This is a genomic window from Methylotenera sp. G11 (assembly GCF_000799735.1).
Taxonomy (GTDB): domain Bacteria; phylum Pseudomonadota; class Gammaproteobacteria; order Burkholderiales; family Methylophilaceae; genus Methylotenera.
Window position 1 is genome coordinate 1455983 of record NZ_JUHH01000001.1, and the last position, 21441, is coordinate 1477423.

The window sequence follows — 21441 nt, forward strand, 5'->3', positions numbered from 1 at the left end:
TCATCCGGCTTAAACGGCTGCTGCCTTTTTACCGGCGAACGCGATCTGCGCTTCACTGAATGTCTTGTAGTGTTTCTGCCAGTCCGACAACTGGTTCACACGTGACACCTGTACCGCAGTCACTTTGTACTCAGGGCAGTTAGTCGCCCAGTCCGAGTTGTCTGTGGTGATCACATTCGCACCGGATTCAGGATGGTGGAACGTGGTGTAGACAACACCAGCCTGTACACGCTCGGTAATCTTGGCGCGCAGCACGGTTTCGCCGGCGCGGCTCATAATGCCTACCCAATCTCCCTCTTTAATACCGCGGTCTTCGGCGTCATGCGGATGGATTTCCAGCATATCCTCAGGATGCCAGGCAGTATTCTTGGTTCGACGCGTTTGCGCGCCCACATTGTACTGCGACAGAATGCGGCCGGTGGTCAGGATCAGCGGGAACTTCGCATTCACCTTCTCGCTGGTTGGCACATACTGCGTAATAAAGAACTTACCCTTGCCGCGCACGAACTCATCAATATGCATGATTGGCGTTCCGTTCGGGAACTCGTCATTACATGGCCACTGGATACTACCCAGCTCATCCAGTTTCTTGAAGCTTACGCCCTGGAAAGTCGGCGTCAGCGCTGCGATCTCATCCATGATTTCAGATGCATGCCTGTAATGCATAGGGTAACCCAGAGCCTCTGACAGCTTGGCGGTCACTTCCCAGTCCTCATAGCCGTTTTTAGGCTTCATGACGCGACGCACCGGTGAAATGCGGCGTTCTGCATTCGTAAACGTACCGCTCTTCTCGAGGAATGACGCTCCCGGGAAGAACACATGCGCAAACATCGCTGTTTCATTCAGGAACAAATCCTGCACGATCACGCACTCCATGTTTTTCAGGGCATGGGTCACATGCTGCGTATTCGGGTCAGACTGTACGATATCCTCGCCGACGCAATACAGTCCCTTAAAGCTGCCTTCACTGGCCTGATCCAGCATGTTCGGGATACGTAGACCCGGTTCGCTGCTCAGCGGCCGGTTCCAGGCGGCTTCAAACAAAGCCCGCGTGGCATCATCAGACACATGGCGGTAACCGGGGAACTCGTGCGGCATTGAACCCATGTCGCATGAACCCTGCACGTTGTTCTGGCCGCGCAACGGGTTAACCCCTACGCCTTCACGGCCGATATTGGCAGTCGCCATTGCCAGGTTGGCAATCCCCATCACGGCAGTAGAGCCCTGGCTATGCTCGGTGACACCCAGGCCATAGTAAATCGCAGCGTTGCCGCCTGTTGCATATAGCCTTGCCGCAGCGCGGAGTTCTTCCGCATTAATGCCAAGTTCGGCGGCCAAGGCTTCCGGTGAGTTTTCCGGTTTAGCCACAAAATCCCGCCACGCGACAAAAGAATCCCACTCGCAGCGCGCTTTAACAAAATCTTCCTGCACCAGGCCTTCAGTCACAATAACGTGCGCCAATGCCGAGATCAGAGCCACGTTGGTGCCCGGACGCAGTTTCAGGTGATAATCTGCACGGACATGCGGAGAATTTGCCACCAGGTCGATCTCGCGCGGGTCGGCGATGATTAATTTAGCACCCTCACGCAGGCGGCGTTTCATCTGTGAAGCAAACACCGGGTGGCCATCCGTTGGATTGGCGCCAATGATGAAAATGACATCGGACTGCATCACTGAATCAAAAGTCTGCGTACCGGCGGATTCACCCAGCGTCTGCTTCAATCCATACCCGGTCGGGCTATGGCAGACGCGCGCGCAGGTATCCACGTTATTCACACCGAACACGGCGCGAACCAGTTTTTGTGTCACATACACTTCTTCGTTAGTGCAGCGTGATGAGGTAATGCCGCCAATGGCATCTTTACCATACTGCTTCTCGATACGCATCAGCTCACCTGCTGCATAACTGATCGCCTCATCCCAGCTGACCTGCTGCCATGGGTCGTTAATATGCTTACGTATCATCGGCGTCGTAATGCGGTCTTTATGCGTTGCATAACCCCATGCAAAACGGCCTTTCACACAAGAGTGGCCGTGGTTGGCACCACCGTGCTTGCTCGGTGTCATGCGTACGACTTCTTCGCCTTTCATTTCGGCATCGAAACTGCAGCCTACTCCGCAATAGGCACAAGTCGTGGTGACGCTATGCTCCGGCGTGCCCGCCTCGATCACGGTCTTTTCAATCAGCGTCGCGGTCGGACAAGCCTGCACGCAGGCGCCGCAGGATACACATTCGGAATCAAGGAAACTCTGGTTGCCGGCTGAAACTTTAGAATCAAAGCCGCGACCGGAAATCGTCAGCGCAAACGTACCCTGCGTTTCTTCACATGCCCGCACGCAGCGTGAGCAGACAATACATTTGCTCGGGTCAAATGTGAAATACGGGTTGCTTTCGTCTTTAGCGGATTCAAGATGGTTTTCACCATCGTAGCCATAACGCACTTCGCGCAGGCCGACCGCCCCTGCCATATCCTGCAGCTCGCAGTCACCGTTAGTGGCGCAGGTCAGGCAGTCCAGCGGATGGTCCGAGATGTAGAGTTCCATGGTGCCGCGGCGTATATCCGCGAGTTTTGGCGTTTGCGTATGCACTACCAGGCCTTCGGCTACCGGTGTCGTACATGATGCAGGGTAGCCGCGGCGACCTTCAATCTCCACCAGGCACAGGCGGCATGAACCAAAAGGCTCCAGGCTATCTGTTGCACATAGCTTAGGCACCATCACGCCGGCCAGCGCCGCCGCATGCATCACTGATACGCCGTCAGGTACTGTTATCTGTCTATCATCGACGGTCAGTGTCACTTGCTTGGTTGACTGGCTTGTCGGTGTACCGTAATCCGTATTTGGATTGTATTTGATCTCGTCCATAATTTATCCCTACCTGCAAATAGGCTACTTGGCCTCTGATGAAAGACCAAAGTCTTCTGGAAAATGATTAAGCGCACTGAGTACCGGATACGGGGTCATACCGCCGAGAGCACACAGTGAGCCATTGAGCATGGTGTCGCTTAAATCGCGCACCAGCTGGATATTCTTGGCATGGTCTTTACCCGAGGTGATTTTATCGATCACCTCCACGCCGCGCGTAGAGCCTATACGGCATGGCGTGCATTTACCACAGGATTCAACTGCACAGAATTCAAATGCGTAACGCGCCATTTTCGCCATGTCCACGCTGTCATCAAACGCAACGATACCGCCATGACCCAACACGGCCCATAACTTGGCGAATTCTTCGTAATCCAGCGGCGTATCGAACTGGCTCTCCGGCAGATAAGCACCGAGCGGCCCGCCGACCTGAACGGCACGAATCGGCTTGCCGCTTGCCGAGCCGCCGCCATAGTCATACAGCAGCTCACGCAACGTGGCTCCGAATGCCAGTTCGACCAGGCCATTATGTTTCAGATTGCCTGCAAGCTGAATCGGCAGCGTGCCGCGCGACCGGCCCATGCCATAATCCGCGTAGAACTGTGCGCCTTTATCCAGGATGATAGGCACCGTTGCCAGTGAAATGACATTATTCACAACGGTTGGCTTGCCGAACAAGCCTTCAATCGCCGGCAGCGGCGGTTTGAAACGCACCAGTCCGCGCTTGCCTTCCAGGCTTTCAAGCAGTGAGGTTTCTTCGCCGCAGACATAGGCACCCGCCGCGCGACGGGCTTCCAGCCTGAACGTCTTGCCGCTGCCAAGAATATCGTCGCCCAGGTAGCCTGCCTGGTTCGCGGCGTCAATGGCTTCATTCAGCACTGCCAGGGCATGCGGATATTCGGAACGGATATAGATGTAACCCTGCGTTGCGCCAACGGCTACGCCGGCAATCGTCATGCCCTCAATCAGCACGAAAGGGTCACCTTCCATGATCATGCGGTCAGAGTACGTGCCGGAGTCGCCCTCATCCGCATTACATACGATATATTTCTGATCAGACTCGCAGCCTAAAACCGTATTCCATTTGATTCCCGTCGGGAATGCTGCGCCGCCGCGGCCGCGCAAACCGGAATCAGTCACAGTTTTAACAATCTCTGCGCCGGATAATTTAAGCGCTTTTTTCAGCCCTTTGTAGCCGTCATGTGCAATATAGTCTGCGATAGAAACCGGGTCGGTGATGCCGACACGGGCGAAAGTCAAGCGCTGCTGTTTTTTAAGCCATTCGATTTCTTCAGTCAGCCCCAGGCTCAGGGCATGTGCTTTACCATGTATGAAATCCGCATCAAACAATGAAGCCACATCTTTTACCTTAACCGGGCCATAAGCGACACGGCCTTGTCCGGTAGCCACCTCCACCATGGTTTCCAGCCAGTACAGGCCGCGTGAACCATTACGGATGATCTCGACATCGAGTCCACGGTGTTTTGCTTCCGCTGCAATCGCCAGCGCTACTTTTTCAGCACCTACGGCGAGCGCGCTGGAATCACGGGGAATATAAATTTTAGTAACCATTATGCTTTAACCTCCGAAACCTTAGCCTCTGCAATCAGAGCGTCTAATTCCGACGGAGATACGCGCCCATAAATTTCATCATCAACCATCACGGAAGGTGACAGCGCACAGTTGCCCAGACAATAAACCGGCTCCAGCGTAATCGCGCCATCTGCCGTAGTCTGGTGGTAATCCACATTCAGGCATGCCTTGGCATGCGCCTCCAGCGCCTCGGACCCCATGGCCTGGCAGGATTCGGCACGGCATATCTGCATGACATGACGCCCCGGCTGATGTGTGCGAAAATGGTGGTAAAAAGTGACGACGCCGTGAACTTCTGCAATGGAGAGACTCAAAGCTTTAGAGATGGATGCATAGCAAGATTGCGGCACGTATCCGACAGTATCCTGAATAGCATGCAAGAGTGGCAATAAAGCACCAGGCTGCTGCTGATGCTTAACAATCAGCGCATCAATGACTGCTGCACTAACTTCCTGTGTTGTTTGTAAATCAGACAAGCTATTCTCTCCGGATTAACTAACATGAAATAAAGTTTATGTAAGTATAATACAGATATTTACTGCTAACTATACCGACCTGTAATGATTAAAAAAGTGCCCATGCCCGCACAAAAAATTCCGGGCGACCTACCCGGCGAACTCATCGACCAGTTTGGCCGTAAAGTCGATTATATCCGCCTGTCTATTACAGACCGCTGTGACTTCCGCTGCGTGTACTGCATGGCGGAAGACATGACTTTCCTGCCGCGCGATGAAGTACTGAGCCTGGAAGAATGTGCACGGCTGGTGAAAATATTTGTCAGCCTGGGCGTCACTAAAGTGCGTATCACCGGCGGCGAACCCCTGGTACGCAAAAACGCATTATGGCTATTCAATGAAATCGGGCATCTGGAAAACCTGAACGAACTGGTGCTTACCACCAATGGCAGCCAGCTCGAAAAACAGGCGCAGGACTTAAAGAATGCCGGCGTCAAACGCATCAATATCAGTGTAGACAGCCTGGATAGCCAACGCTTCAAATCCATCACCCGCACCGGCGATCTGGATAAGGTACTCAAAGGCATACAGGCAGCAAAACGGGTCGGCTTTGAAAACATCAAGCTTAACAGCGTGCTGATGCGCGGCATCAATGATGATGAAGCCCTGCCATTGCTTGAATTTGCCATCAAACACGCGATTGATATTTCCTTCATTGAGGAAATGCCGCTGGGCGAAGTCAACCACACCCGCGAATCCACTTTCGTCAGCAACGCGGACACGCTGAAATTGCTGCAAAGTAAATACACACTTACGCCCAGCACCCATAACAGCGGCGGCCCTGCCCGCTACTGGCAGGTAGCGGGTACGCAAACAAGAATCGGTTTCATTTCACCGCATAGCCACAACTTCTGCGAAAGCTGCAACCGTGTGCGCATCACCTGCAAGGGCGAACTATTTCTGTGCCTGGGCCAGGAAGATAAAGTAGACCTGATGCCGCTTCTGCGCCAGCACCCGGATGATGATATGCCCGTGATCCGGGCCATTCTGAACAGCATGTCCATCAAACCCAAAGGGCACGACTTCGACCTGCGCCGTGCAGAGCCTGCCGTGATCAGATTCATGTCGCACACGGGCGGCTAGCCGTGCCGGTTTCGGCCATCATCCTTGCCGGGGGCAAGGCTACCCGCATGGGCGGGCTGGATAAAGGCCTGGTGCTGTTCCAGAAAAAGCCGCTGATTGCGCATGTCATCAACCGTTTAATACCGCAAGTTGACGAAATCACGATCAATGCCAATCGTGAAATGGAAGCCTATCAGTCACTGGGTTACCGCGTACTGCAAGATGAGATCGCAGACTTTGCCGGCCCCCTCGCCGGCATGCAGCTTGGGCTCAAGCATGCAGGCAGCGAATACCTGCTGACAGTGCCTTGCGATTCACCCCTGCTACCCCTGGACCTGTCCGCCCGTTTGCAGGCAGCACTGATTCAGCACCATGCAGATATTGCCATCGCAAGCAGCAATGGCCACACACACCCGGTTTTCTGCCTGTGCAAAAAATCCGTGCTGCCGGCATTGAATGACTATCTTAGCCACGGCGGCAGAAAAGTGGGAGAATGGCAGCAGCGCTTGAATCATACCTATGTTGATTTCAGTGACTGCAGCGAGGCTTTTACCAACCTTAACACACAGCAAGACCTCATGGCGCTTGAAGCAACGCTTCAGAACCAGGCGGCCGGCAAACTGCATATATGAACCCAGACAGAATACTCCCGGTGATCGGCATCTGCGCAGCCGGCAGCAACACCGGCAAAACCACGCTCATCAAAAAACTGATTATCGAATTGCGTCAGCGCAATATCCGCACTTCCGTCATCAAGCATGCGCATCACCATTTTGATATTGATCACCCCGGCAAGGACAGTTACGAAATCCGCGAAGCCGGTGCGGTACAAACCCTGGTTGCCTCAAACAAGCGCTGGGCGCTGATCACCGAAATGCAGCGCACGCCGAACCCGCCGGATGAAGCAGACCTGGAATCACTGATTGCATTGATCAACCCGGAATATGCAGACATGATTCTGGTAGAAGGCTTTAAAAACGCCAGCATCCCCAAAATTGAAGTACATCGCCCGGCTTTGGGAATGCCGCTGGCATGTGAAAATGACCGTGATTTCATCGCCGTTGCCAGTGACGACCCGCTTGCAACAGAAACCCTGCTGCCGCTGCTGGACCTGAACAATGTTCAACAGATTGCGGATTTTATTCTGGAAGTAATAAAAAAATGACGACACCTGACCTATCACAACCGAGCCTCTCGCAACTGATTGCAAACCCAAGCTGCATGGATGATTACGACCCGAACTCAATGCCGGTGGAAAAAGCCCGGCAATTCATCAGGCAGCATCTTGAGCCTGTTGCCGAAACAGAAACTGTAACCTTGCATGAGAGTTTAGGACGGATTCTGGCGCAGGATATTCTATCCCCGGCAAACGTGCCCAACTACGACAACTCGGCGATGGATGGCTACGCGTTCAATGCCGCGGATTTAAATGCCGCATCGCTGAAAATCATCGGCACCGCTTTTGCAGGAAAAGCATTCAACGCTGCAATAACCCATGGCGAATGCATACGTATCATGACCGGGGCTGCCATGCCGCAAGGGGCGGATACCGTTGCGGTACAGGAAAAAGTATTGCGTGATGGCGACCGCATTCAGTTTACTGAAGCCCCCAAGCCTGGAGCAAACGTGCGTTATGCAGGCGAAGACCTGCGGCAAGGCCAGAGCGTCTTGCCGGCAGGGCACCTGATGCAGCCGGCTGACCTGGGTTTGCTTGCCTCACTTGGCATCGCCGGGGTGAAGGTATACCGTAAATTGAAAGTAGCGTTTTTCTCCACCGGTGACGAACTGGTTGCCATCGGCAAGCCCCTGGCAACCGGGCAGGTATATGACAGCAACCGCTACACCCTGTATGGCATGCTCAACAGGTTAGGCGTGGAAATCATTGACCTGGGAGCTATTGCCGATGATCCGCTGCAGCTCGAAAACACTTTGCTGCATGCCGCAGAACAGGCAGACGTAGTCATTACCAGCGGCGGCGTTTCAGTCGGGGAAGCCGATTACATGAAAGACCTGTTATCCAAACATGGACAAGTCATGTTCTGGAAGATTGCCATGAAGCCGGGCAGACCGCTGGCGTATGGCAAAATAGGCAACGCGCACTACTTCGGCCTGCCGGGCAATCCGGTAGCGGTCATGGTGACCTTTTACCAGTTTGTACGTGATGCATTGCTGTGCCTGATGGGCCAGCCTGCATCCGTTCCACTGCCTATGTTCGAGGTGGAGTGTACCGCCCCGATCAGAAAGCTGGCTGGCCGCACCGAGTTCCAGCGCGGGATACTGTATACGGATACTGCCGGCCTGTGGAAAGTCAAACCTACCGGCGCGCAGGGCTCGGCCATACTAAGCTCAATGTCACTGGCAAATTGCTTTATCGTGCTTGATGACAGCGTGGGCAATCTTGACGCCGGCGCTATGGTGCAAGTGCAGGTATTGCAAGGCATCATCTGACAAAGCGCCGGAATCTGGCGTGAAAATTTAGCGAACATAAATCCAGTGAGCATGTTGTATAATTTTGCGTTACTTTTAATTTAACGCTCTATACATATAAAAATACAGGCCCGCCGTTCTTTTGAATATCGCAGTTAACCAACCCGCTTCAGCAAACACCATCGTTTGGGCAATCATTGGCTCAATGCTGCTGCACGCCTTGCTGGTGCTGGTAATACCGGACATCAAGTTTGACGCAGTCAAGGAACCTGAAGTTTTAAATGTAGATTTCGTAAAGCCGCCGGAGCCACCGCCTGCACCCGAACCGCTTCAACCGCAGCCGGAAATTGTAAAGCCCAGAATTGAACCTAAAATCAAGCCTGAGCCTAAACCTGTCATCAAGCCACAGCCAACACCGGTAGTAGAGCAGAATGAGCCGGTGAGCGAGCCGGCGCCTTCGCAGCCGACAGAGGTCATTGCAGTCGCACCGAAACCTAGCGCAGTACCGCCGGTACAAACCGTACCGGCCCCGGTTCCAGTCAAGCAGGAACCACAACCGGTAATCAATCAGGCCGATTTTGAAGATGCACGCAACAAATACGGCAATTCATTATGGGGCGCCATCAGCAAACATAAAAAATATCCTAAAATCGCCGCTATGCGTAACTGGCAGGGCGAAGCCGTTGTAGAGCTTGAACTTGACGGCAATGGCAAACTCAAGTCCAAGAAAATCGTCCAATCCAGCGGCCATGAAGTCCTGGACAAGCAGGCCCTGGAAATGGTGGAAAAAGCGCTGCCATTCCCGGCTCCGCCAGAGGTGCTGCGCGGCAGCAGCTTTACGATTACCGTACCCGTACCATTCAAGCTCGAGTAGCTATTACAGTTAGCATTCGGCCACCAGAAACTCCGTGCTCAAGAAAAACACCTCCCTCAAGAATCTGTTGCTCATTCATGAGCTGGCATTTATTTTATTGATATTGCTGGTTGCAATTACCGGAGCAATCGGCATCCACCTTCAGGAAGAATCCAGCCAGGAATCAAACCGCATCAGCCTGATAGTGCAGGAAGTACAGCAGACTCGCGGCGACCTCTACCGCCAGATGAAAGAGCTTTTTGATGCCTATTTCCTGCAGGATATTGAAGCGCGTAATGAATATAACGCTTTCACCCTTTCGGTTGAAAAACATTTCGTACAGCTACACAGGATTGCCGAGGGGGAGGCAGAAAAAACCTCTATCAACAATCTGCATGCCGGCTACAAAGCCTTTGTCACTGAAACATCCGCCTTATTTGATTTGCAACCGGACATCACCGGTGATGAACTGAAAAAAATATTGAATACAGACCTGGAAGCCGGGCTTTTTAACCGTTACGAATCCTTACTCGCGCACACCGAGCAGCTTCTTAACGAGAAACAAGCCGAGCTTGACCTGAGGCTGAAAGAAAGCAAACGCAAATCAAATTTTCTGCTGTTCACGCCTTTGGTGCTGGCAGCGCTGCTGCTGATCTTTTCGCGCATATTCCTGAAGCGCTCCATTGTACGGCCTATCGAAGACGTGCTGAAAGCGACAGTGGAAATCAGCACGGGCAACCTGAGCCATAAAGCGCCTGAAGATAATATCCAGGAGCTTGCATCGCTATCGAAAGCCATCAACGAAATGGCAGAAAAGCTGATCACGAGCCAGGAAAACCTGGTACGCACAGAAAAACAGGCCGCCCAGGGTTTATTGGTTCCAATGCTTGCGCACAACATCCGTAACCCGCTAGCCAGCATTCGCGCTACCGCCCAGATACTGGACGAACCGGGACTGGATGCCGAGTCGCGTGAGTCACTGCAAGGCATCATCAGCACTGTAGACCGGCTGGAGCGCTGGACCGGCGCACTACTGGCATATCTGCATCCACTCAAACCCCAGCCTGGCAAAACCAGTATCAAGGAAATTATTGAAGGCGCACTCGAACCGCTGCAGCAGAAAATATCAGCCAAATCCATACAGCTAATGACGCCTGCCTGGCACACACTGAAAACCGCCAATAACAGCACGCTTTTTACCGACCAGCACTTGCTGGAACAGGTCATCTACAACCTGGTGCTGAACGCAATTGATGCTTCAGCCAAAGCGGGCCGGATTGAAATACAGCTGACGACCATGCCTGAAGAGTTCACGCTGCACATACTGGATAACGGCAGCGGCATGCCATTTACCCCGGACCCCAGCGCCATAAGCGCACCAACCACAAAACGGTTTGGAACCGGCATCGGAATCCCTTTTGCATTTAAAGTATGTGACGCCCTGGGAGGTAGCCTGCAATACAATGCCAGACCCGGTGGCGGTACTGCGGTCACGATTAAATTACCCAAAACAATCGCGCTTGATTAACTGCGTATCGCCTGATGAGATTGGCTACTGACCTATTTTATGAGGCTGATTAAAAATATTGTCACTTTCATAACTTATCCTCTTGCCTTAACTGCGCTTTTTATCAACAATGTAGGAAAGTTTTAACAAAGATGACACACCCCGATGCTTAACCAATCCCTGACAGATTTCCAACTACCGGCAACCAGCGGCAAAACCTTCCAGCTTTCAGACTATGCGGGCAAGAACCTGGTTATTTATTTTTATCCCAAAGACTCAACTCCGGGCTGCACTACCCAAGGCATTCAGTTCCGGGATGCTTATGCCCAGTTCCAGGCACTTGATACCGAGATTTTTGGCATCTCGCGTGACAACCTGAAGTCACATGAGAACTTTAAAGCCAAGTTCACATTCCCGTTTGAGTTACTGTCCGACACCGAGGAACTCGCATGCGCAGTGTTCGGGGTGATTAAAATGAAAAACATGTATGGCAAACAGGTGCGCGGCATCGAGCGTAGCACCTTTGTGATCGATAAAAACGGAAAGTTGGTGAAAGAATGGCGTGGCGTCAAAGTAGATGGCCATGTCGCAGAAGTGTTAAGCTTTGTCCAAACGCTCTAATTTATTAAGAACGCATCTGGTTTAAACTGGCTATCAGCACCATTGATGTCCGCAAAAATGTATTGTTAGAAGTACCCTGTATTCAATCACTTTCATGGAAAGTAATGTATGGCTAAAAAATCCGCCGCGGCTACCAAACTGTTCGTACTTGATACCAATGTGTTAATGCATGATCCTTCATCACTGTTCCGTTTTGAAGAGCATGATATTTACCTGCCCATGGTAACGCTGGAAGAGCTTGATAATAATAAAAAAGGGGTTACGGAAGTTGCGCGCAATGCACGCCAGGCCAGCCGCAGCCTGGAAGAAATTGTAGGTACAGACCTGACGAATCTGGAGCTGGGCTGCCCGTTAGCCCTCAACGGTAACAAACAGGCCACCGGCAGGCTATTCCTGCAAACCACACAGCTCAATATGGATTTACCTGGCCTGGCCGGCAGCAAGGCTGACAACCAGATTATCAGCGTCGTCATATGCCTGCAGAAACAATATACCAATCGTCAGGTAGTGCTGGTCAGCAAAGACATCAATGTACGCATCAAAGCACGCGCGATGGGCGTGCTGGCTGAAGACTACTTTAACGACAAGGTACTCGAAGACACCGATATACTTTACAGTGGCATGAAAGAACTGCCGGCTGATTTCTGGGAAAAACACAGCAAAGCTATGGAGTCATGGCAGGAATCCGGCCGTATGTTCTATCGGCTTAGCGGCCCGCTCTGTAAAACATTCCTGGTCAATGAATTCGTTTACTATGAATTCGAGAAACCCTTTCACGCTATTGTACGCAGCGCAGAAGGCAACACCGCAGTGCTGGAAGTGGTGAAAGACCATCTCCTGCCTAAACATAATATTTGGGGTATCAATGCCCGCAACCGCGAGCAGAACTTCGCGCTGAACCTACTGATGGATCCGGAAATTGATTTTGTAACACTGCTGGGACAGGCCGGTACAGGCAAAACGCTGCTGACCTTGGCCTCGGCGCTTACCCAGGTTCTGGATAAAAAGCTTTACTCCGAAATCATCATGACACGCGTTACCGTGCCGGTCGGCGAAGACATCGGCTTTTTGCCGGGCACGGAAGAAGAAAAAATGACGCCGTGGATGGGCGCACTGGAAGATAATCTCGATGTACTGAATAAAAGTGATGAAGAAGCCGGGGATTGGGGCCGTGCTGCAACGCAGGACTTGATCCGCACACGAATCAAGATCAAGTCGCTCAACTTCATGCGCGGCCGTACGTTCCTGAATAAATTCCTGATCATTGATGAAGCGCAGAACCTGACGCCTAAACAGATGAAAACGCTGATTACCCGCGCCGGACCCGGCACCAAGGTAGTCTGCCTGGGCAATATCGCACAGATAGATACCCCTTACCTGACTGAAGGCAGTTCCGGCCTTACTTATGTCGTTGACCGCTTCAAAGGCTGGGGTCATAACGGGCATATTACCCTGCAACGCGGTGAACGTTCACGCCTGGCAGACTTCGCTGCAGAAGTGCTATAGGGTTCGGGATGCGTAGCCATCATCATCAAAAATGCATTAATGCAGGCCAAACGTAATGAAAATGTGTAAAGGTTTTTACACGCTGCTGATCGCGCAGTTTTTATCTGCCCTGGCAGATAACGCTTTGCTATTCGCAGCGATTGCGTTACTTGCACAGATGCATGCGCCGGACTGGCACACCCCTTTGCTGCAACAGTTCTTTGTGATTTCATACATCGTACTGGCGCCTTTTGTGGGCTCGTTTGCCGATGCATTGCCCAAAGGACGCGTCATGTTCATTGCCAACGCCATCAAGTTTATCGGCAGCCTGGCCATGATTCTGGGCGTGCCGCCGCTCTACGCTTACGGCATAGTCGGCATAGGCGCTGCTGCCTACTCCCCTGCAAAATACGGCATTCTGACCGAGCTGCTGCCGCCGGAAAAACTGGTCAGCGCCAATGGCTGGATGGAAGGCTCCACAGTGATTGCCATTATCCTTGGCGCTATCCTGGGCGGCATACTGGCAAGCAATGACCCGCAACTGGCCATCATGATCATTACCGTGCTCTACCTGCTGGCATCCATTTTCAACATATACATTCCAAAACTGCCAATTGACCACAAGCTGCCTAAAAAGAATCCGGCCTTCATGCTGCTTGATTTCTGGTATTCGTTTAAAGCGCTGTGGCTCGATCCGCGCGGACAGGTCTCGCTTGCTGTCACAACGCTGTTCTGGGGTGCAGGCGCTACACTGCGCCTGGTGGTGATTGCATGGGCAGCCAGCGCACTTAATTTCGGCCTGGAACAGGCAACACAATTGATGGCGCTGCTCGCGGTCGGCATTGCAGCAGGCTCAGTGGTCGCGGCGCGTTTTATCAAACTGGAAGAATCGACCCGGGTACTGCCGGCAGGCATTATCATGGGCATGCTGGTAGTTGCCATGGCTTTTGTACAGCACTGGCAGCTAGCTACTGTCTTGCTGTTTATCATCGGCGCACTGGCCGGTTACTTTGTAGTACCGCTCAATGCATTACTGCAGCACCGCGGCCACGAGCTGATCGGTGCCGGACACTCGATTGCAGTGCAGAACTTCAATGAGCATATCGGGATCCTGCTCATGCTGGGCGCTTACCTGCTAATGGTAAAAGCCGACATGCCGATCAACCTGATAGTGATCGCGTTTGGCCTGTTTGTCAGCTTATGCATGACAGTCATCCACAGGCGCTACCGCTACATCAAACAGTAGTCGCGGCAGCCTCACCCTCAAATTACAATCCGGTTTAAATAGCTAGTGCAGCTTGACGTGTGACTCAGTCCGGCGCGTAATGATACGTGCCACAGTCTGCAGCGCAGTTGTCCAGAAGCCATGCAATGCCATCAGGTGCATCTTGTACAGTGAACGGTACATCGTGCGCGCAATCATCCCTTCAATAAATAGGCTGCCGCCGGATAATGCACCCATCAGGTTGCCTACCGTGGTATAGGCACCCAGGTTTACCAGTGAGCCATAATCCCTGTATGTGAACTCAGGCAAGTCTTTTCTACCGGCAATCCTGCACTTGACGGTTTTGAACAGCATGGATGCCTGCTGATGTGCAGCCTGAGCACGTGGCGGAACCGTTGCCCCGTCATGCCCGACCCAGGGGCAAGCTGCACAATCACCAAATGCGAAGATATTTTCATCCAATGTGGTTTGCAGATTGCGTGTTACAACCAGCTGGTTAATGCGATTTGTTTCCAGGCCGTCTATCTCATGCAGAAAATCAGGCGCCTTGATGCCGGCAGCCCACACCACCAGTTCTGACGGTATGAATCTACCGCTATGCGTCTGCACGCCCTTACTGGTAACCTCAGTGACACGCTCTCCGGTGTACAGATGAACCCGCAGCTTCCTGAGTTCCAGATCAACTGAATTCGAAAGCTTGGGTGGCAGAGCCGGCAGCACGCGGTCACTGGCTTCAATCAATGAAATTCTTACATCGCGGTCAGGATCGATTTTATCCAACCCGTATTCTGCAAGCTCGCGTGTTGTATTATGCAGCTCAGCGGATAGCTCCACGCCGGTTGCACCGGCGCCGACAATGACGACTTCCAGCTGCCCGGCCTGCACCGGCTCAGACTGTGTCTGGGCACGCAATAAGGCATTATGCAGGCGACGGTGGAATTTTTCCGCCTGGTCTTGCGTATCTAATGCTATCGAGAATTCACGCGCACCTTTGATACCAAAATCATTGGTGGTGCTGCCTACCGCCATTATTAAAGTGTCATAGTGAAAGGTGCGCCTTGGCAGCACTTCATTGCCATCCTCATCATAATGCGGCGCGATTGAAACCTCCTGCTTTGCCCGGTCCAATTTATCCATGCTGCCCAGCCGGAAATTAAAATGATGCCAGTGTGCCTGGGCAATATAGACCAGCTCATGCCGCTCAGGGTTCATGCTGCCGGCCGCAATTTCATGCAGCAAAGGCTTCCAGACGTGTGTTTTTGATTTATCAATGAGGGTAATGATTGCCTTACCGCGCCTACCCAGCGTGTCCCCAAGCTTTGTTGCAAGCTCTAGGCCACCTGCGCCGCCACCTACAATCACTACATGGTGCAAGTTTTTCTGTTGTTTACTGCTCACAGGGATCCCGATCAATCATAAATTAACATCATCATAAAACAAAAACGCGCTTACCTGGTTAAGAGTAAGCGCGTTTTCCAATCACTTGAAGATTACTCGTTGCCAGTAACGCTACCCATGCTGCGGATCCATGCGATTACTTTTAACAGCTCGTCAGGTGTAATGCCATTTTTCGGATCTGTAGGATCCATCAAACCAACACCTTTAGCACCCATGCCGCCATTAGTACCATGCCAGATAGTTTCAAACATGCCTTTGTTTGTCGCATCTTTTGGATACTTGAATGTTGGGCCGATCAAACCTGGGCCAACCTGACCTTTGGCTTCAGGACCATGACATTGTGTGCATGAATACAACTGGAATATTTTTTTACCTTTTGCAACGGCTTCAGCATCACCTACATATGGGTTTTTACCCGTGGCCAGAAACTCTTTAGCGGCAGGCGTATCAAACAGCTTTGCATCAATTGCCAATGGTTTGCTATCCTGCGTTGTTACAAACTCAATTACACTGCCACTAGCAGCCGGTGCTTCCGCGCCAGCTGTGCCTGCGTCTTTTTTACCACATGCGCTTAACACTAACAGAACCAATACTAAAGCCAAACCGAATTTAGACTTACCCATTTTCATCTCCACTGAATAAATTTGTGATGCAACATTAATTTGTGTGCAACATTAATTTTTGACATGACTTGTGCCATGCTGCGTTTAATTTGCCCACGCAAGGCTGCTGCACCACATAAAAAAGGCTACTGTGATTATACAGTAGCCTTCCAAGTTGTTACAGTATGTAACTGTATTAAAACTTCTGCTTGTGGCTTAAGTTCTGATCAACTTTATAGTTACAGTCGAATTATTTCAACCAAGGTGTGTCACCACCGCCTTTGTATTCTGAACGCAACCAGCCGATTATTTTCAAGATGTCGTCTGTGTTCAGGTTTTCTGGGTTACCTAACTGTTGGTGCCAAGCGAACATGCCGCCATTAGAACCACCAGCGATAGTTTCGAACAAACCTTTATCAGTGATGTGTTTTGCATATTGCCAGTTCTGGTCAGTGATGCTTGGGCCAACTTGGCCGCCTGCATTAGGGCCATGACATTGTGTACATGAGTAATAACCGAATTTCTTCTTACCTGCTTTTGCAGCTTCTTTATCAGCTACGAATTTTTTTGTGTATGGGTTTACACATGTTTCAAGAAACTGTTTCGCTTCTGGCGTATCAGTATCGGTGGCTTTAACGCCTAGTGGGCTGCCATCAGTTGTTTTAACTAAATTACAAGCTGCGCTAGCTTGCGTAGATAAAGTCATACCTACTAAACCAAGCATTGTAACCAGCAACGCTGCTTTGATTGATTTATTGCCTAACATGTCATCTCCTAATGTAATGAATTAGCTACGTACTTACATGCTGGCGCATTTTAGGACGTGTTTTCATTTAACGTATTTATAATAGTTCGGTTGACGCTTCAACACGAATTAAGTGCATTATTTTACTCTGTTTTTGGGATTGCGTCACCGCGGTTTTCTTTTGATGCAGTTTTACCTTTACGATACGTCTTCATCAGGCTATCACCCTCAACTACCGGTACTGTAGGAATGCCATACTCATCAAGAATCTGCTGGATTTTGTCTTTATTTCTATCTAATGCGCCCTGAATTAAAGCAATGCGCTCTTTGTCGGCCTTGCGGACACCAATAGAGATATTCCAGAACTCTTTGCCCTTAACATTCTCGTTTTCATATTCAGGAATCATGACTACTTCCAGCGGTACTTTTGACTGTTTTGCGAAGTAACCACCGATCGGCCCCCACACCACAGCCACGTCGATATCACCTTTAATTACATCATCAACCAGAAAACTTGGCGGCAGGTTCAAGTCACGCTGCATACGATAAGGCCTTGCATTACCCAAAAGGCCATGATCATTCAAAGGAATCGTAGCCGGGCTTTGACCAACGATACCGATAACAGATTTTTTCAGGTCTGGGCTATCCCAATCTGTAATTTTCAAACCGCTATCTTTTTTATAGATAAACACATGGCCTGAACGATAATATGGCTTTGAGGTTCTCAACGCATCATTATCAGGGGTTGTACCCATCACTACATCACATTTTTTCGCATTAAGTGTATTGCGAAGAAAACCCATACGGTCATACCAGAATTGATAGGTTAATTTTTTACCCAGGTCTTTCGCCAGCACTTCTGCGATTTTATTCTCGAAACCTTCCATTTTATTATTGGAGTACGGCAAGTTATCCTGATCAGCACATACCTTGAATTCCGTACCATCATCAACGCGCTGTGGCTCCCCGGCACGGCTCTGCGTGTAAATTTCTTCAGCCTGAACACTTGTGGCCGCTACCAGACAGATTGTTAATCCAATCAATTTTATATTTTTTAACATTCTTTAATTCCTTAATTGTCCATTTACGGCCGAAACGCAACCGATCAACTCATAGAGTATTCATGCAATAAAAAAGTTCTAATAATCAGCCCCTTTCTAATGCACCCAAACCCAGTAAAGCATTGTAACTAATTAATTATTAACCTTGGCATTTATCATCAGATTTCCAACGTTAATTTAACGCAATACATAACAATCTCTGCCAAAAAAAAACACCCCGACGAATCGGGGTGTTTTCTTTGAATCAACTAGGTATTAGCTAGTAATCTTTTGTTTTGCAACAAGCGATTACAGGCTGAATACTGTCAATGCACCGCCGCCAGGAGCCGCGTTGTATTTTGTCAATTCTTTGTAACCACCAGCAGCACCCAGTGCGTCTGTGTCGTTAGTCATGCCAAGGTTCATCGCTACGCCAGCCCAGCCGCCGATACCAGACAGCACGCCAACGTATTGTTTACCTTTAACACCGTAGGTGAATGCATTACCAATCACGCCTGAACCCACTTGGAATTTCCAGAGTTCTTTACCTGATTTGGCATCAACAGCTTTGAACCAGCGGTCCAGAGTGCCGTAGAATACCAAGTCAGTAGCTGTTGTCAAAGCACCGCCCCATGCAGAGAATTTCTCTTTGTTGTACCAGACTTTTTTGTTGGTCATTGGATCATAAGCAGCAAAGCCACCCATTACGCCGTCAGGACCAGCAAACATCGTCAAGGTAGCACCAACCCATGGTTGACCTGCAACGTATTTAGACTCAACTGGCTCGTATGTCATACATACGTGGTTCAGTGGAGAGTACACTAAACCAGTTTTTGGTGAGTATGCAGCTGGTTGTTGGTCTTTTGTACCCAATGCAGCTGGGCATACGCCTTTAGCATTGTAGTCTTGGTGAGTTGAAGCTGATGCCAGTTTGTTTGGTACACCAGTTTTCATGTCAACGTCAGTTGCCCAGTTTACGAATGGGTGTACTTTTTCTGCAGCTTGCAGTTTACCGTTGTGTGCGTTCCATGTGTAAGCGAAGCCGTTACGGTCATGGTGCCATGCGTAGGTTTTGCCGCCTTTGTCGAACAGGATGACTTCGTTGATGCCGTCATAGTCCCACTCGTCGTGTGGTGTCATTTGCATGCCCCATTTTGCAACGCCTGTGTCCAGGTCACGTGCAAATACAGTCATTGACCATTTGTTGTCGCCTGGACGTACGTCCGGGTTCCAAACAGATGGGTTACCTGTACCGTAGTAAACCAGGTTGGTACGTGCATCATATGGCCACCAGCCCCATGTAGAGCCGCCGCCATGTTGCCAGCCGTCTTTCACAGCTTGTGGTTTCAACCAGGTACGTGTACCCAGTTCTTTTTCGCCGATTTTCAGTTGGTCGTTAGGGATCTTTTTGAAAGAACCGCCTAATTTGTTACCGCCGTTTACGTCTTGGTAAACTGACAGTGCGCTGTATTCTGGTGTGTCTTTGTTGAAGTCTGCACCGATCAGCATTTCAGCGTCTGGACCTGTTGAGTAGGCTTTCCATGCCAGTGAGCCGTCTTTCAGGTTGTAGGCTGCCAGGAAGCAGCGTACGCCGAATTCAGCACCTGAACAACCGGTCAGTACTTTGTCTTTGATTACGTGTGGTGCGTTGGTGTTAGTTGCACCTACTTTTGGATCTGTGTTTTGTACAGACCATACTTTAGCACCGGTTTTTGCGTCTAAAGCAACCAGGTTGCCGTCGTTCTGTTGCAGGAAGATTTTACCGTCGCCGAAGCCAAGACCGCGTGATACGTTGTCACAGCACAGTACAGCTTGTACTGATGGGTCTTGTTTTGGGAAGTATGACCATACGATTTTTTGGTTGTCGTTCAGGTCAAGTGCGTATACGTTGTTTGGGAATGCAGTGTGAACGTACATTACGTTGCCAACCACAACTGGTGAACCTTCGTGACCACGGTTTACACCAGTGGCGAATGTCCAGGCTGCTTTCAGGTTTTTAACGTTGCCTTTGTTCACTTGTGACAAAGCGCTGTAGCCTTGGTTGTTGTGCTGACCGCGTGGGTGTGCCCAGTTGTTCGCGTCTTTCATCGCTGCTTCTTGATCTGCAGCTGCTGAGGCTACCAATGGCAGCGCCATTGTCATACCTGCAACTAAGCCAAGTGCTAACTTGATTTTGTTGATTTGCATATTATTCTCCAAAGTTAAACTACTAAGGTTTAATTAAAATTAATTTCACCGCAAGCCGTGGTTTTTTTCTGATGTATTCTCAAAATTTTCACAACTGGCCGAAACAATTTTTTAGCACATTAAATGTGCGTGAACGAAACTATATAACAGTAAATCACGAATTGCAATATATTGTTTACAATTTGGTTACATTTAAACCTGGTCGTGTATAAATTGAGTATTTCCGTGCGCAGGGTATAATACATGCCACATTAAAAAACCTTTTATAATCAATTAGAAAGATAATAAATTTCCCATGAATAACTGTACTTACATCTTGTATCCGGAGCTGGATATCATAGAAAAAAGCAGCATTAAAGTTGATGATTTACATGAAGTTTATTATGAAGTCTGCGGCAATCCGGAAGGCAAGCCGGTTGTATTCCTGCATGGGGGTCCCGGCAGTGGCTGTAATCCTGCACAGCGTCGTTTTTTTGACCCTGCATACTACCGAATTATACTGATCGACCAGCGAGGTTGTGGCCGCAGCCGGCCACAAGGTGAAACGAGAAATAACACGACCGATGATTTAATCAGCGACATTGATCTAATCCGCAAAGAGTTGAATATAGAAAGATGGCTGGTTTTTGGTGGCTCATGGGGCAGCACCTTAGCACTGGCTTATGCAATACGCCATACTACACATGTTACAGGCTTGATTTTACGCGGCATTTTCCTGAGCCGTCCAAAAGAGCTTAGCTGGTTTTTAGGTGAGGTGAAATCGTTTTACCCGGAACCTTGGCTTGCATTATGCGAATCAATCCCTGATAGTGCAAAACACAATCCGCTTGCCTATTACAAAGAACTCATTTTTTCCGATAATGAACAAGTGAGCATTCCTGCCGCAATCCGCTGGAACACATTTGAAGGCAGCATCATGACCCTGCTGCCCAGGCCAACCGGCAATGACAGTGAGATAGACGGAAAAGTTGAGTTGGCACGCGCCAGGATACAAATCCATTACATTGAAAATGACTGTTTTGTAGGCTCAAGGGATTTAATTGCCGAGGCCGGAAGCCAGCTGGCACAAATTCCTACAGTGATAGTACAGGGACGTTACGACATGGTTTGCCCTCCCATCACGGCATGGGAGTTGAGCCAGGCTATGCCGCATGCCGAATTCCACATGATTGCGGATGCCGGTCATTCAGCAATGGAAGCCGGCACAACTTCAGCCCTGGTGGCGGCAACTGAGAAACTCAAGCACATTGCCTGAATATAGGACATGATGGCAGGGTTTTTGCACCACAAAAGCCCCAGCGTAAATACACGTTTAA

Annotated in this window: 18 protein-coding genes; 10 read left to right on the forward strand and 8 right to left on the reverse strand. The window is 50.3% G+C overall.

Translation table 11 applies throughout. The annotated features are described in order from the left end of the window. Positions 1-9: 9 nt before the first annotated feature. Genes fdhF through GQ51_RS06655 form a run of 3 tightly spaced genes read right to left on the reverse strand, consistent with a single transcriptional unit; the run spans position 10 to position 4934 of the window. Positions 10-2865, reverse strand: a complete 2856-nt coding sequence (gene fdhF / locus GQ51_RS06645; RefSeq protein WP_047551358.1) for a formate dehydrogenase subunit alpha — start codon at positions 2863-2865, stop codon at positions 10-12. Between the two features lie 24 nt (positions 2866-2889). Next, positions 2890-4437, reverse strand: coding sequence for a formate dehydrogenase beta subunit (locus GQ51_RS06650; RefSeq protein ID WP_047551360.1), 1548 nt, complete (start codon positions 4435-4437; stop codon positions 2890-2892). Continuing rightward, complete coding sequence (locus GQ51_RS06655; protein WP_047551365.1) at positions 4437-4934, reverse strand: formate dehydrogenase subunit gamma; 498 nt, start codon at positions 4932-4934, stop codon at positions 4437-4439. Before GQ51_RS06655 ends, GQ51_RS06650 begins: the two co-directional genes overlap by 1 nt. 84 nt (positions 4935-5018) lie before the next feature. Between GQ51_RS06655 and moaA the strand changes: the two genes are divergently transcribed. The 9 genes from moaA to lplT all read left to right on the forward strand — a co-directional run bounded on the left by moaA (position 5019) and on the right by lplT (position 14174). Continuing rightward, entirely contained in the window at positions 5019-6056 is a 1038-nt protein-coding gene (moaA, locus tag GQ51_RS06660; protein ID WP_442922096.1) for a GTP 3',8-cyclase MoaA, read from the forward strand. A gap of 2 nt (positions 6057-6058) precedes the next feature. Continuing rightward, positions 6059-6667, forward strand: coding sequence for a molybdenum cofactor guanylyltransferase MobA (mobA, locus tag GQ51_RS06665; protein WP_047551368.1), 609 nt, complete (start codon positions 6059-6061; stop codon positions 6665-6667). Continuing rightward, the gene (mobB, locus tag GQ51_RS06670; protein WP_047551375.1) at positions 6664-7200 is read left to right on the forward strand and encodes a molybdopterin-guanine dinucleotide biosynthesis protein B; all 537 of its coding nucleotides are present in this window, start codon (positions 6664-6666) and stop codon (positions 7198-7200) included. The genes mobA and mobB overlap by 4 nt, the downstream gene beginning before the upstream one ends. Then, positions 7197-8483, forward strand: a complete 1287-nt coding sequence (moeA, locus tag GQ51_RS06675; protein ID WP_047551378.1) for a molybdopterin molybdotransferase MoeA — start codon at positions 7197-7199, stop codon at positions 8481-8483. The genes mobB and moeA overlap by 4 nt, the downstream gene beginning before the upstream one ends. Before the next feature lie 121 nt (positions 8484-8604). After that, positions 8605-9336, forward strand: coding sequence for an energy transducer TonB (locus GQ51_RS06680; protein ID WP_047551380.1), 732 nt, complete (start codon positions 8605-8607; stop codon positions 9334-9336). A gap of 34 nt (positions 9337-9370) precedes the next feature. Continuing rightward, a complete protein-coding gene (locus GQ51_RS06685; protein ID WP_047551382.1) occupies positions 9371-10843 on the forward strand; it encodes a sensor histidine kinase in 1473 nt (490 codons plus the stop codon). A gap of 144 nt (positions 10844-10987) precedes the next feature. Further along, positions 10988-11443: a peroxiredoxin gene (locus GQ51_RS06690; protein ID WP_047551384.1), complete on the forward strand. Its 456-nt coding sequence runs from the start codon at positions 10988-10990 to the stop codon at positions 11441-11443. Positions 11444-11551: 108 nt separating this feature from the next. Then, positions 11552-12949 carry a PhoH family protein gene (locus tag GQ51_RS06695; protein ID WP_047551387.1) on the forward strand — a complete coding sequence of 466 codons (1398 nt, stop codon included), beginning with the start codon at positions 11552-11554 and terminating at the stop codon, positions 12947-12949. 61 nt (positions 12950-13010) lie between these two features. Then, the gene (lplT, locus tag GQ51_RS06700) at positions 13011-14174 is read left to right on the forward strand and encodes a lysophospholipid transporter LplT (RefSeq protein ID WP_047553999.1); all 1164 of its coding nucleotides are present in this window, start codon (positions 13011-13013) and stop codon (positions 14172-14174) included. 42 nt (positions 14175-14216) lie between these two features. On the opposite strand, the gene GQ51_RS06705 is transcribed toward lplT, so the two are convergent. From GQ51_RS06705 to GQ51_RS06725, 5 genes are all read right to left on the reverse strand, one after another. Further along, positions 14217-15551, reverse strand: coding sequence for an NAD(P)/FAD-dependent oxidoreductase (locus GQ51_RS06705; protein ID WP_047554000.1), 1335 nt, complete (start codon positions 15549-15551; stop codon positions 14217-14219). A gap of 92 nt (positions 15552-15643) precedes the next feature. Beyond that, positions 15644-16174, reverse strand: a complete 531-nt coding sequence (locus GQ51_RS06710; RefSeq protein ID WP_047554001.1) for a c-type cytochrome — start codon at positions 16172-16174, stop codon at positions 15644-15646. Positions 16175-16403: 229 nt separating this feature from the next. Further along, complete coding sequence (locus GQ51_RS06715) at positions 16404-16919, reverse strand: c-type cytochrome (RefSeq protein ID WP_047551390.1); 516 nt, start codon at positions 16917-16919, stop codon at positions 16404-16406. 122 nt (positions 16920-17041) lie between these two features. Then, positions 17042-17959 (reverse strand): substrate-binding domain-containing protein, encoded by a 918-nt coding sequence (locus GQ51_RS06720; RefSeq protein ID WP_047551392.1) that lies wholly within the window; start codon positions 17957-17959, stop codon positions 17042-17044. Between the two features lie 288 nt (positions 17960-18247). Further along, a complete protein-coding gene (locus GQ51_RS06725) occupies positions 18248-20125 on the reverse strand; it encodes a PQQ-dependent dehydrogenase, methanol/ethanol family (protein WP_047551393.1) in 1878 nt (625 codons plus the stop codon). Positions 20126-20420: 295 nt separating this feature from the next. Here GQ51_RS06725 and pip point away from each other — a divergent pair, with 295 nt between their 5' ends. Continuing rightward, complete coding sequence (gene pip, locus GQ51_RS06730) at positions 20421-21380, forward strand: prolyl aminopeptidase (RefSeq protein WP_047551398.1); 960 nt, start codon at positions 20421-20423, stop codon at positions 21378-21380. Positions 21381-21441: the final 61 nt, after the last annotated feature.

What these genes read in the sequence shown, in the direction of transcription:
- fdhF (WP_047551358.1), bottom strand. Translation starts at nt 2,865, where the DNA reads ATGGACGAGATCAAATACAATCCAAATACGGATTACGGTACACCGACA.
- GQ51_RS06650 (WP_047551360.1), bottom strand. Translation starts at nt 4,437, where the DNA reads ATGGTTACTAAAATTTATATTCCCCGTGATTCCAGCGCGCTCGCCGTA.
- moaA (WP_442922096.1), top strand. Translation starts at nt 5,019, where the DNA reads ATGATTAAAAAAGTGCCCATGCCCGCACAAAAAATTCCGGGCGACCTA.
- mobB (WP_047551375.1), top strand. Translation starts at nt 6,664, where the DNA reads ATGAACCCAGACAGAATACTCCCGGTGATCGGCATCTGCGCAGCCGGC.
- moeA (WP_047551378.1), top strand. Translation starts at nt 7,197, where the DNA reads ATGACGACACCTGACCTATCACAACCGAGCCTCTCGCAACTGATTGCA.
- GQ51_RS06690 (WP_047551384.1), top strand. Translation starts at nt 10,988, where the DNA reads ATGCTTAACCAATCCCTGACAGATTTCCAACTACCGGCAACCAGCGGC.
- GQ51_RS06695 (WP_047551387.1), top strand. Translation starts at nt 11,552, where the DNA reads ATGGCTAAAAAATCCGCCGCGGCTACCAAACTGTTCGTACTTGATACC.
- lplT (WP_047553999.1), top strand. Translation starts at nt 13,011, where the DNA reads ATGTGTAAAGGTTTTTACACGCTGCTGATCGCGCAGTTTTTATCTGCC.
- GQ51_RS06710 (WP_047554001.1), bottom strand. Translation starts at nt 16,174, where the DNA reads ATGGGTAAGTCTAAATTCGGTTTGGCTTTAGTATTGGTTCTGTTAGTG.
- GQ51_RS06715 (WP_047551390.1), bottom strand. Translation starts at nt 16,919, where the DNA reads ATGTTAGGCAATAAATCAATCAAAGCAGCGTTGCTGGTTACAATGCTT.
- GQ51_RS06720 (WP_047551392.1), bottom strand. Translation starts at nt 17,959, where the DNA reads ATGTTAAAAAATATAAAATTGATTGGATTAACAATCTGTCTGGTAGCG.
- GQ51_RS06725 (WP_047551393.1), bottom strand. Translation starts at nt 20,125, where the DNA reads ATGCAAATCAACAAAATCAAGTTAGCACTTGGCTTAGTTGCAGGTATG.
- pip (WP_047551398.1), top strand. Translation starts at nt 20,421, where the DNA reads ATGAATAACTGTACTTACATCTTGTATCCGGAGCTGGATATCATAGAA.